This is a genomic window from Croceibacter sp., from assembly GCF_002716225.1.
Classification (GTDB): domain Bacteria; phylum Bacteroidota; class Bacteroidia; order Flavobacteriales; family Flavobacteriaceae; genus Croceibacter; species Croceibacter atlanticus.
The window spans coordinates 115,234-128,633 of the sequence record NZ_PAZX01000005.1; the positions used below are offsets into that span (position 1 = coordinate 115,234).

8 protein-coding genes are annotated in these 13,400 nt (G+C 35.0%); 2 read left to right on the top strand and 6 right to left on the bottom strand.

The window, feature by feature from the left end:
• Window positions 1-16 precede the first annotated feature (16 nt).
• The 6 genes from CL818_RS02485 to CL818_RS02510 form a co-directional block, all read right to left on the bottom strand.
• On the bottom strand, window positions 17-1,234 hold the full coding sequence (locus CL818_RS02485) for a bifunctional alpha/beta hydrolase/OsmC family protein (protein WP_272974006.1): 1,218 nt from the start codon (window positions 1,232-1,234) through the stop codon (window positions 17-19).
• 94 nt (window positions 1,235-1,328) lie between these two features.
• Window positions 1,329-1,946 (bottom strand): hypothetical protein, encoded by a 618-nt coding sequence (locus tag CL818_RS02490; protein ID WP_286971389.1) that lies wholly within the window; start codon window positions 1,944-1,946, stop codon window positions 1,329-1,331.
• Entirely contained in the window at window positions 1,946-5,173 is a 3,228-nt protein-coding gene (locus tag CL818_RS02495) for a VPS10 domain-containing protein (protein ID WP_286971391.1), read from the bottom strand. Before CL818_RS02495 ends, CL818_RS02490 begins: the two co-directional genes overlap by 1 nt.
• Before the next feature lie 27 nt (window positions 5,174-5,200).
• Complete coding sequence (locus CL818_RS02500) at window positions 5,201-6,508, bottom strand: amidohydrolase family protein (protein WP_272974003.1); 1,308 nt, start codon at window positions 6,506-6,508, stop codon at window positions 5,201-5,203.
• A 45-nt stretch (window positions 6,509-6,553) separates the two neighbouring features.
• The gene (locus tag CL818_RS02505) at window positions 6,554-9,547 is read right to left on the bottom strand and encodes an amidohydrolase family protein (protein WP_272974002.1); all 2,994 of its coding nucleotides are present in this window, start codon (window positions 9,545-9,547) and stop codon (window positions 6,554-6,556) included.
• 94 nt (window positions 9,548-9,641) lie between these two features.
• Complete coding sequence (locus CL818_RS02510; protein ID WP_272974001.1) at window positions 9,642-10,715, bottom strand: DUF3810 domain-containing protein; 1,074 nt, start codon at window positions 10,713-10,715, stop codon at window positions 9,642-9,644.
• A gap of 144 nt (window positions 10,716-10,859) precedes the next feature.
• Between CL818_RS02510 and CL818_RS02515 the strand changes: the two genes are divergently transcribed.
• Both CL818_RS02515 and proC read left to right on the top strand, forming a co-directional pair.
• Window positions 10,860-12,323: an aminoacyl-histidine dipeptidase gene (locus tag CL818_RS02515; RefSeq protein WP_283642052.1), complete on the top strand. Its 1,464-nt coding sequence runs from the start codon at window positions 10,860-10,862 to the stop codon at window positions 12,321-12,323.
• Between the two features lie 275 nt (window positions 12,324-12,598).
• Window positions 12,599-13,399 (top strand): pyrroline-5-carboxylate reductase, encoded by an 801-nt coding sequence (proC, locus tag CL818_RS02520; protein WP_272973998.1) that lies wholly within the window; start codon window positions 12,599-12,601, stop codon window positions 13,397-13,399.
• The last annotated feature ends 1 nt before the right edge of the window (window position 13,400 follow it).

The window sequence follows — 13,400 nt, forward strand, 5'->3', positions numbered from 1 at the left end:
CAAATTTACAGCTTTATTACTCTATTAAGGTTGTTATCACTTGAGTTTCGGAATGCAAAGTTTTATGTACGGGACATTTGTCTGCAATTTGAAGTAGCCTTTTAATTTGTTTGTCGTCTAATTCTCCTTCAAGCTTAATTTCTCTTTTAAAAGTATCTATCTTCATATCGTCGGCTTCACAGGTTTCACAATCTATAGCGTGATCTCGACTGTAACTTGTATGAACCTCTACGTTGCTTACATGCCATTTCTTTCTCTTGGCATACATTTGAATAGTCATAGCTGTGCAAGCAGAAAGTCCGCCAGAAACTAAATCATATGGTGTTGGTCCTAAATCTTTACCGCCTACAGTCTTTGGTTCGTCTGCTTGAGAGTAATGATTGCCTAGTTTTAATTGTGTTGTAAATCCAGACTCTGCATCTAATGAAGCTACTACTTGGTGTGTAGAGTTAACTACAAAGGTTTCCTGTTTAATATCTAAATACCTGCTAGACCAACCTGCAATAACTTTCCCAATGTAAGTAGATTCTTCTTTCTCCATTAACAAATGGTTGGCACCATCTAAAGTGATAAAACTTTTTGGGTGTTTGGCAGATTTGTATATTTCTTCAGCATTAATAATACCTACAGTAGTATCTTGAGGAGAATGTAATACTAATAGTGCCGCGTTTAATTTACTAACTATTTGTGGTAAAGACTTAGTTTCTAAATCATCTAAAAACTGTTTTTTTATTTTAAAATCTCGTCCTGCAAGATTTACTGTTGCTTCACCTTGTTCTTCAATTTCTTCAATATTACTTTTTAAAAGATTTTTTACGTGAGTTGGGTTAGAAGGTGCTGCAATTGTAACAACTGCTTTTACATTTGGCAATTGCTCTTTTGCAAAAATTACAGCTGCGCCACCTAAGCTATGACCAACCAATAGAGTAGGTGCTTGTTTATGGTCTCTTAACCAATTGGCTGCGCATACTAAATCTTCTACATACCCTGAGAAATTTGTGTTTTCAAAATCTCCTTCACTATCTCCTAAGCCTGTGAAATCGAATCGTAAAACTCCAAAACCTTCATTAGTTAATGCTCTGGAGATATTCTTGGTTGCAGAAAAATTCTTTGTACACGTAAAACAGTGCGCAAATAAAACGTAGTTATGAGGCTGTTTGTTTACAGGTAACTCTAACCTTCCTGATAACTCTTGACCATCTGCGTTTATAAACGTAATCTTTTCGAAATCCATAGTTGGGTAGTTTAAAGATGAGTCGATTTTATGGTGTAGTAATTACACTACCATAGGTATTAGGATATAGTTTCTATTTTTACTTCGTAATGTGTTATTCTATAACAACTAATTCTTTAATTATATAAATGTTTCTGTAAGTTTCTATCCTAGGATCATAAAATTGAGATGTCGTATAAGAAACCTCCACAGTTTTAGATTTTAAACTATTATAGTCTGCCTCTAAATCGTAATTTGAATTTATATAAGACATCCAATAAAAACGATTTGTTTTAGCTGAGTCGTCTTTTAAAGAAAATGTGATAAAATCTGAGGTGTTTATTTCAGTAATTTCACCCACAATGTATCTCATTTCTGGCTCATCAACTTCATCAGACATTAGGTTTGTTATTTTTAAAAGTGCGTCTGGGCATTGAGTTGCCATTCTTAAACCAACAACTTCACCTAATTTTTCGCCAGCCGAATCAAGATTATCAAAATCGATATCAAAATCTCTTTTTAGCTTTTTCATGTAAGGGTTAGATGCCTTAAGCATACACACACCAAGCTCTAGAGTTATTGCGTCTTCGCTCTTATCATCTGTATCTAGAGAGGTCATACAATTACAAGTTTCTAATGCAATGGTATCTAAATAATCTTGAGCTTTACTTTGCATAGAAAAGCAAACGAACAGACTTAGGAAAGCAAAGGTTTTAATTGAGTTCTTGAGCATTAATTTACTGTTTTAAAGGTGGTTGTGGTTTTAAAAGGATTTAGTTCTAAAGTTTCTAATTTAGATTTAAAATCACTCCATTCTTCAGAGAAAAACTTATTAGTCTCTATTAAAGCATCATTTAACTGTGCTTTTGCTTGAGAAATTAATTGCTCTTCTGTAGCCGTTAATCCTTGTTGGCTACCACTAACATATTGATTGGCTAAGCCTATGCGTTGCATAACTGTAACTTCAGGATTTCTGGTAATTCCTTGTCTTTTATCAACCTTACCTAAATAGAGCGCGATAAGACTGTCTATCTTTTTATTAATATCAGAAATCTCCTTAAGTGTTTCTTTGTACTTGTCCTTATCTAAATCTTTAAGTCGTTTCTGAAAGTCTTTTGCTGTATTCTTACTTTCAACCAATTGTCTTACAGCATTTGCTGCAGTTTCTGTATAACCTTCTAATTTTTTTGAAGCATTGTACACCTCATTTATATTAGCTTCTGAAACTTTTAATCTAGGATCTGACTTTACTGATATAGTTTGAGTTGATTTAGAATCACCATAAACCATCTCTAAAGTATAATTCCCAGGTTTCACAGTGGTGCCACTAGGTTCTCTTTTGGACTCTCTTATAGAACGAGAAGGTCTATCTACACCTTTTTCATCCATAAACCAGCGCATTTTATGTAACCCAGTTGAGTCTGGAGTTTTTTGCTTTAATGTTCTTATAAGCTTGTCTCCGTTATAAACATTTAAAATGATAGAATCCCAAACTACTTCTGGTTGTTCTTCTATATCTGAAGTTTCTTCCTGTTCTTCATCACCTTCAGAGTCATTGTCTTTGTCATCTTCTTTAGACGCTTTATCTTCTTCTTTTTTAGTAATGTAGTAAGACAAACGTGCTCCAAATGCTCTGTTGTCTCCGCTAAACATAGCATCTGCACCAAAGCGGCTTCCTGTAGCTTGTTGGTAAGCAGATTGGTAGGCTGTAGGTGGCTCAAATAATACCACACGCTCTTTAGTGAGATTGTTGTTTCTTGCCATTGCTCTTAATGGTCTAATATCATCTAAAATCCAGAAAGAACGTCCAAAGGTTCCTAATACCAAATCGTGTTCTCTAGGATGAATTACCATATCTTTTACAGGAACTGTAGGGAAACCATTTGTATATTTTGTCCAGTTGTTTCCAGCATCTATGCTTATATAAAGACCGTCATCTGTTCCTAAAAACAATAGGTTCCTTTCAATAGGATCTTCAACTATACTTAGAGTGTAGCTTTGTACATCTTCTGCATCTACAATACGTTTCCAAGTTTTACCATAGTTTGTTGTTCTAAACGCGTATGGTTCATAGTTAAATCTTCTGTAGTCATTAACAACCAATAAAGCTTCTCCTTTATTTTTATTACTTGCTTTAATTTGAACTATCCAAGAGTTTTCTGGAACGCCAGGAAGATTAGAAACTTCTGTCCAGTTATTACCTCCATCTTTGGTATAATGAATCCTACCATCATCTGTACCAGCCCAAAGCATATTTTTTTCGATAGGCGATGGCTCTATTACTAAAATTGTAGTATGATTTTCTGCACCAGTGGCATCTAAAGTTAAACCACCACTTTCGCTTTGTTTTTGTTTTTCTGGATTGTTAGTAGTTAGATCTGGTGATATAACTTTCCACGTTTCACCTTTGTCTGTAGATTTGTGTACAAATTGGCTACCAAAATACACCACATTACTATCAAAAGGATCTATGTTTATTGCAGAATTCCAATTAAAACGAAGTTGTACATTTGGATCTGGATGTGTTGGTCTTACACCATAATTATTTCCTGTTTTCCAGTCGTAACGGCTTACATAACCTTGTTGGCTCATTGTCCAGCCGTATTGGCTATTGTCTGGGTCTGGAATAACATCAAAACCATCTCCAAAAGAAATTTCTTGCCAGTATGAGTTACGTATACCTTGAGAACGCCACGTGTATGCAGGACCTCTCCAACTGCCATTGTCTTGCATACCTCCATATACGTTGTAAGGAAACTCATTATCTACATTTACGTGATAAAATTGTCCTACAGGAATATTATCTACAAATCGCCAAGTTTTACCGCCATCTTTGGTAATATTTAAGCCACCATCGTTACCATCTATCATGAAATTCCCATCTTCTGGATGAATCCACCAAGCGTGATGATCTGGATGCACACCATTACTCACACCATAAGCAGGCATGAGTTGCTCAAAATTTCTTCCGCCATCTTCAGATACATTTACATAAGTAAATACAGAATAAACACGATTTTCATTTTGAGGATCTACATAAATTTCTGAATAGTAAAATGGACGATTTCCTATGTCACTCTTATCATTAATTTTTCTCCATTTAAAACCACCGTCTTCAGATTTATAAAGGGCATTCTTTTTAGCTTCAACTAAAGCATATACAATATTTGGTTTATTTGGTGCAATTGCTACACCAATACGACCTAAGTCGCCTTTTGGAAAGCCATCTTCTTCGGTTACCTTTTTCCAGTTGTCTCCACCGTCATATGTTATATAAAGCCCAGAGCCTTCACCACCAGATTTAAAAAACCAAGGATCGCGTTTGTGTTCCCACATTGCAGCCATAAGTTTATTTGGATTGCTAGGATCCATAATTAAATCTGCAGCTCCAGTTTTATTATTTACAAAAAGAACTTTTTTCCAAGTCTTACCGCCATCTGTAGTTTTAAATACACCACGTTCAGGATGTTCTCCCCAAGGTGAACCTATAGCTCCAGCATAAACTATATTAGGGTTTGTAGGGTCTATAACCACACGATGAATGTGACGTGTGTTTTCTAATCCCATAGACAGCCAAGACTTTCCGCCATCTAAAGATTTATAGATGCCATAACCGCCATTTAGACTATTACGTGGATTACCTTCTCCAGTACCAACCCATATAACACTAGGATTAGACTGTTGTATTGCAACTGCACCTATTGAAGCTGTTGGCTGGTCTTCGAAAATTGGTTCCCATTTAACGCCTCCAGAAGTTGATTTCCAAAGACCTCCAGATGCAGAACCTGCATACATAATATCTGGATTGCTAGTAACAACATCTATAGCTGTAATACGACCAGACATACCACTTGGGCCAATTTCTCGAGGTTCTAAGTTTTTAACTAGTGATAAGTCTAGTTTTTGGGCGTTAATTTGAATTGTTAGTAATAGTATAAAACTGGTGATAAGGTATTTCATGAGGTAGAAATAGTTTTTTAATTTTAATTACTTCTTCGCTTTGTTAGCATCAACTTTATTTTGATAGCGTCTCCAAAGTTCAGTTTGATGGGTCTCTAAACTAATATCACGACCATTTATAAAAGCTTTAGTAAGAATGTTAGTTCTCATATCTAGAGCGTCACCTTCAGAAATAAATAGGGTAGCGCTTTTGCCAACTTCTAGAGTACCATAAGTGTCATCTATTCCTAAAATTTTAGCAGCATTTAGCGTAATTAGTTTAAGAGCATCTTCTTTATCTAAGCCAAATTGTGCCACTTGTCCTGCTTGAAACGGTAAGTTTCTTGCATTGGCACGCTCCATAGATCCTGCATTCTGTATCGCTACTAATACACCAGCATCCATTAATAATTTAGGTAGTTTGTATGGCATATCATAATCATCATCTGCGGCATCTGGTAGACTATGTGTGCGTCCTGTTAACACAGCGATGTTATTTGTTTTTAACTCTTTAGCAAGGTTATGACTTTGGTAGCCTCCAACCAATACCATTTTTTCGATATTGAATTTATTCTTGAATGAAATTGCATCTATAATTTGTTTTTCATCATTTGCATGAACATATAATGTTTGGCTACCATCAAAAAGACCACGCATAGCTTTAAAAGGTAAATTTACTTGCGTATCCTTACCGTTATAGGCTTTGGCATTTGAAACAAATGTCTCTAACGTTGTAATATCGCTTTCGTAATTTTTATTGGGTTTTGCTGCTGGATCTTCACCTAACCACCAACGGCCAGTAGAAAATGGGTTTGGCCAATTTAAATGAATACCATCATCTGTCTTTACACTGGCATCTTCCCAGTTCCAAGCATCAAATTGTACAATAGACGATGTTCCTGAAATACGACCTCCACGAGGTGTGATTTGTCCTAAAAGTACACCGTTAGGTCTCATACTTTCGACAATTTTACTTTCTGCATTATAAGCTATAAGGCTTCTTATGTGAGGCAACATTGTACCAATGTCATCTTCATCATCTGTAGCTCTTACAGCATCTATCTCTACAAGACCTAATGAAGTATTTGGTGCAATAAAACCTGGATAGATATGTTTTCCGGAAGCATCTATAACAGTACCTTCTTGTGCTAGTTTTACAACCTTAGCATCTGCCACAACAGATAGTTTACCATCTTTAATAACAATAGCACTATTTTTAATAACCTCGCCATTTCCTAAATGGGCTGTACCATTCATAATCATTATGGTTTCAGTTTGTTTAGGTGCTGGTGTTTGTTGTGCAAAACTTGCAACACTTATACAGGTGGCAAGTATTAAATTTATATATGTTTTCATGTAATTAGTTTTAACTGTAATAAAAGATTTAGACATTAGATTACATTAATCTTCAAATACTTCAAGAGTATCACAATGCATATGTTGTTCTTCTTTTTTCTTTACAGGTTGTGTTTTAAGGCCCTTGTTTTTAGCTTGAAGCATTTGTGTGGTAATGACATTGCGCAAACGTTGGTTTTCTTTACGTAAGGCTTTATCTTCTTCAATATCAAAGTAAACTTTACCTTCTATAATTGTTTTTTCAGCTTTAGAATAAATAGACATTGGGTGTCCAGACCAAAGTACAACGTCTGCATCTTTACCCACTTTAATACTTCCGACGCGATCATCTATATGAAGCATTTTAGCAGGATTTAAAGTCACAAATTTCCACGCTTCTTCTTCACTCATGCCACCATATTTTACAGTTTTGGCAGCCTCTTGATTTAAACGACGGCTCATTTCGCCATCATCACTATTAATAGCTACAAGCACACCAGCATTATGCATAATAGATGCATTGTAAGGTATAGCATCATTTACTTCATATTTATATGCCCACCAATCACTAAATGTAGAACCAGCAACACCATGTTCTGCCATTTTATCTGCTACTTTATAACCTTCTAGAATGTGTGTGAACGTATTAATGTTAAAGTCAAACTGCTCTGCTACTTTCATAAGCATATTTATTTCACTCTGAACATAAGAGTGACAGCTAATAAAACGCTCTCCATTTAAGATCTCTAAAATGGTTTCCATCTCTAAATCTTTTCTGTAATTTCCAGATGCTTTATCTTTTTCGTATTGTTTAGCTCTTGTAAAATAATCTACAAACACTTGCTCAACACCCATACGTGTTTGTGGAAAACGAGAACGGCTACCCCAATTACTTTGCTTAACATTTTCTCCTAAAGCAAATTTTATGAATTTTGGAGAATTGTCATAAATCATAGCATCTGGAGTTTCTCCCCATTTTAATTTTAAAATTGCAGAACGCCCACCAATTGGGTTTGCAGAACCGTGTAGTAACTGTATAGAAGTTACACCACCAGCAAGATTTCTGTAAATATCTATATCGCTTGGGTCTACAACATCTTCCATGTTAACCTCTGCTGTAGAGTTATGTCCAGCTTCATTTATAGCAGTTCCTGCAATATGTGAGTGCTCATCTATAATCCCAGATGTAAGGTGTTTACCAGTACCATCTACCTCAATAGCTCTACCTGCTGATAGGTTATTTCCTATTTTGGCAATTTTTCCATCTTTAATTAAAACATCGGTTTGTTCTAGAATACCTTGATCTTCATTTGTCCAAACAGTGACATTCTTAAATAATATATCCTGTTGCTTTGGTTGTTCACTAAACCCATATGCAGTGTTAGGATAGGTAAGTGGCATAACTGAAAACTCTTCTTCTTTAGAGTCTTCCTCATCATCTTTGTCATCTTCCTTTTCATCTTGAGATGTAGTAGCTGTTTTAGTAGCTGTAAATCGTGCTTCGCTACCGTCATACAATATTGCTTTACCACTAATTGAATTCGGGTTTCTTGGAACAGATGCAATTAGGCGCGTGTATTCTTTTTTGTTTTCATCTGGAGATGTTAATACAAGTGTCATCCAATCATTTGCAAATGTAAGTTTGGCACCTAGTTTTTTGTTTCCTGTTGTTACTTTAGCTTTTGGTTTTTCTGAAGTTCCACTAACAGTAAGTTTATAAGAAGTATTATCAATAGTTAAATTATAATCGCCATTAATATCATTAACCTGCATCTTGTTAACTACGTGTTTTTGTCCTTGCACCCAGTTTTCAAATATTTTTGTGTCTTCTTCAAATAATTCACCAGATGTTATTATAAAATTAGCGTGTGCACCTTGTTTAAGCTCACCTAATTTCCCTGATTGTCCCAACATTTGAGCTGGTATTGTCGTTAAAGCTTCTAGAGCTTTTTCTTTAGAAAGGCCTCTTTTAATAGCCATCATTAAGTTTTTATGAAACTCTTTAGGCGATTTTAAATCGTGCGTTGTGAAGGCAAACATCACGTTATTTTCTGCCAACCATTTTGGATTGCTTGGTTGTTGGTTCCATTCTTTCATAGACTCCAAATCTACCATTCCAGCTAAATAAGGATCTTCTACATCGTAAGCATCTTTAAAGTTAATAGGTAAGATATATTTAGCATTGGTGTTTTTAATAGCTTCAATACTTTTATATTCATCGCCGCCACCAACTATAATGTAGTTAACGCCAGATTCGTCACCAACTTTATCTGCTCTTAAATCATTTAAATAACCTTCTGCCAAGAAAATTTGTGGAAGATTTTTGTTTTTATTTAATGCTTCTAAAGCTAAATCTTTAGTAGTTGCATTTCCATTTTGATACCATTGAGCATCTAAATATACTTGGCGTAGTAGTGCCATAGCTCCCATAATAGATGTTGGGTAAGATTGTCTTGAGGTTACGCTTTTGTCAAAAGATAAGAACTGAGCAGATTTATCTACTAGCAATCTATCGTTTTGAGTGCCTTCGTCATTTAAAGCAACCAGCATACCAGTTCCTCTAATAATTGCATCTGGTACGTGAGTATTTACAACTCCAAATCCTGCATCCTGCAATTCTTTAGCGTCTTTAGTATTATACTTAAAATGCTCTACTGCATTAGTTTCAGGTCTAATATGATCATTCCAATAGTAACCTTCTCTAGAGGCATCATATTGAGGTTGGCTAGAGTTATTGCTTCCTCTTTTTGGCTTGTCTATACCAAAACTAGAATATGCATCTATAAATGACGCATAGATATGGTTACCTTCTGCATCAACCTGCACAGCATTTTGAGGAATGTTTACAGATTTGCCAACAGAAACAATTTTGCCATCTTTAACGAGTAGCATTCCGTTTTTTAGTGTTGTTGAAGGATTTGTGTGAATTACTGCATTTTTAATAACAGTATAATTGGTGTTCTTGTCAGATTTTACACCGTCATTTTTTGGGAAATAATCTTGTGCTGAGATGGTTACAGATACTAACAGCATAAGACTACAAAGGAAAGGTAGCTTCATTAGGTAATTTAATTTAGTTGAATTGCAATAAAGATAGAAGATACACTTTCGATTATCGAAACGTTAAGATTTTTTTAACAAGCGTTAAGAAGTTCTATAAAAGATATTTTTCGTCAGAATAATAGTTCACCAATAATGCAACAACGTAGCTATAGCTAGCCATACCTCTTGGTTGGTTATTTGCTTTTAGATATCCGTCATAAAATAGAGCAAAAAGTGGCTCTAATTGATTTTCGTAGGAGAGCCAAAAATTTCTAACCTCATTATAATTAGCCATAATCCCACAATTTACTTTAAATAGCAAGTCTACACCAACAGCAGGATCTCTCCTAAAAATTTCATTTAAACAATATCTTAGAGCAAATGTATACCCAGAATATCGCATATAAATATCATTGTGGTTTAAAGTATTTAGACAGGCAATGAAATTGGCTTCATTTTCTTTAGCGTACCCTAATTGGTGTCCTATTTCATGGCTTATTGTAGTAGGTAGTTTATAGGGTAAAACATTGCTGTTTATTTGAGACTCATTTGTAAGTGGATTTAAATATCCATTAAAGCCCATGTAACTTAACGGTACACTAAATAGTGAAGTTTTTACACTTGGCGCATTATACTTAAGCTCTGGATAACTCTCTTTTAAGTCTGAATATCCAGAAATTGCCAAATCGTATATTGTATCTTTTGAATAGTTAAAAGCTACGGCTGTCGAATCGTTTTTAGCAAGTTTTAGCTGAAGCTCATTAGAGCGTTCAATTAAAATATTGGTAAGCGTAATAAGCTGTTCGTCTGTATAATTATCCTCAATACCTAAGCTAATATGTAAGGGTTCTCTGTAGTAATTAAATCCCCAAAACAATTGAAACATAAAGTAAATAACAGAAAGTGTAGCTACAGCATCTATAAACCACACTTTTATATGTTTAAACTTTGTCTTAATTCTCAGATAAAACCAGCGTAGTAATAGTATTATAAAAAGAGCATAAATAAGATCTCCAAAAGAAAACGGAAGAAGACCAAAAACACTACGCTCTAAATACGACAAGTACTGATAAAGACCTAAACTATACCATTGCTCTACTCTGTTAGGAAACTTACTAAGTATAAATATACCTAGTATTTGTATAGGTAAAAATAGGGCTAATATTAATTTGGGATGACGTTTCATAACTTTTCAAAGTAACGTAATATTAACCGAATTCTTATAAAGTAACTTGTACTTTAAAAGACCAAACTACCCTTAATTTTAAAGTGAGTATGATCTCTTTTATCTTATAACCTATACCTTTGCAAAAAATTAAGACAGAAAACCATGAGTGATATTATAAGAAACTTAGATCCTAAGCCAGTTTGGAAAAACTTTGCATTCCTAAATGCTGTTCCAAGACCTTCTAAAAAGGAGGAACGCGTTATTAAATTTATGAAGGATTTTGGAGAACGCTTAGGCTTAGAAACCTTAGAAGATGAAGTGGGAAATGTAATAATTAGAAAGCCAGCTTCTAAAGGAATGGAAGATCGTAAAATGGTAGTGATGCAAAGCCACTTGGATATGGTGCATCAAAAAAATAATGATACAGACTTTAATTTCGATACTCAAGGTATCGAAATGTATGTAGATGGAGATTGGGTAAGAGCAAAGGGCACAACATTAGGCGCGGATAATGGTTTAGGAGTTGCTACAATTATGGCGATCTTAGAAAGTGAAACAATTGCACATCCACCAATTGAAGCACTGTTTACTATAGATGAAGAAACAGGAATGACAGGTGCACAAGGATTAAAGCCAGGTGTATTGCAAGGTGAAATACTGTTAAACTTAGATACTGAAGAAGATGATGAAATAGGCGTAGGTTGTGCTGGCGGTGTAGATGTTACAGCAACACGCACTTATAGTGAAGAACAAACTCCAGAGCATATGTCTGGATTTAAGATTACCGTAAAAGGATTACAAGGTGGCCATAGCGGTATGGATATTATAAAAGGGCTTGGAAATGCTAATAAGTTTATGAACAGACTCTTGTTTGATGCTTATGAAAATGTAGGCTTGAGAATACATAGTATTAATGGCGGTAGTCTTAGAAATGCTATACCAAGAGAAAGCGTTGCAGAAGTAGCTGTTGAGAATATACATAAAGATGCGTTTGAACATGAACTAAATGTATTAGCAACCACCATAAAAACTGAGTATAAAACTCTTGAGCCAGAATTAGAAGTTGTTATCGAAGCTATTGAAACTCCTGAGACAATTATGGATCTAGGTGTGCAAGAAGGATTTTTAAGAAGTATCTACACCGCACATAATGGTGTTTATAGAATGAGTCCAGATATTGAAAACCTTGTTGAAACTTCTAATAATATAGCAAGGATAACCTTAGGAAACGGTGAAGTAGAAGTGCTTTGCCTTACAAGATCTTCTGTGGAGTCATCAAAAACAGATTTGGCTAATGCACTAAGAGCGTCATTCGAGCTATCAGGATTTGTAGTTGAGTTTTCTGGAGAATATCCAGGATGGCAACCAAATATGGATTCAGATATCTTAAAAGTGCTTGATAAAACATACAAGTCTTTAAATAATGGAGAGCAAGCACATATTGCAGCTTGTCATGCTGGATTAGAATGTGGTATTTTAGGACAGCACTACCCAGAGATGGAAATGATTTCTTTTGGGCCTACCATTAGAGGTGCACACAGCCCAGATGAACGCGCTAGTATTTCTTCAACAAAGAAATATTGGGAATTGGTATTACAAGTTTTAAAAGAAATACCTGTAAAATAAGTTCTTGAGACATTATAGGTTAAGCCCGATACTAAGTTTATAAATATAGTATCGGGCTTTTTTCTGCCATAATTTCAGCTAAATATGGCACTTAATTAATTATGTGCCATTATAGCAATTCTGCAATATAATTTAACACTTCTTTATCATTTGTCCTTAGCAGTAGCTATATATAGTCTAAGCGTGAGTCATAATTTGATAACCTCCTATTAATGGTGGTTTTGGCATCCTCGCACAGTCATTGCACCCTATATACTGAACTTTTAAAAATAGATATGAAAGTATTAGTAATAGGCGCAGGAAATATGGGATTAACCTACGCAGAGGGCATGGCAAAATCGCCATACCTTAACCGAAGAAATTTAATGATTCATGATGTTTCAACAGAAAAAATGTTAGAGCTAAGTGAATTTCCACATTTTGACACCTATAACAACCTAGAAGATTGCCTACCACAAGCAGATGCAGTATTTATTGCTGTAAAGCCTTACCATAGTGAAGAGCTTTTTGAAAAAATGAAAGACAAGGTGAATAATGACCAAATCTTTATCTCTCTAATGGCAGGTATTACTATTGATAGTATACAAGAAAACTTAGGTATAAAGAAAGTAGTAAGAGCTATGCCTAACCTGCCAGCTAAAGTTGGTTTGGGTATGACCTCTTTTACAGAAGCCAAAGAGGTAAGTAGAATTGAGTTGCTAATGGTAAGAAACCTTTTAGATACAACTGGTGAAGCTATACATGTAGAAAATGAACGTTTCATAAATGCTTCAACAGGTATTTCTGGTAGTGGTCCAGCATATGTATTTTATTTTATGCAATCTATGATGGAAGCTGCTTTAAAAATGGGCTTTACCACAAACGATTCTAAAGTATTAGTAGCACAAACTTTTGAAGGCGCTGTAAAATTATTTAATGAATCAGATCTTTCTCCAAATTCTTGGATGGAACGCGTAGCATCTAAAGGCGGTACAACACGTGCAGCTTTAGACTCAATGGAAGATAATAACGTAAAAGAATTAATTAAGGAAGCTGCTTATGCAGCATTCGATCGAGCAACAGAACTCGGAAAATAAA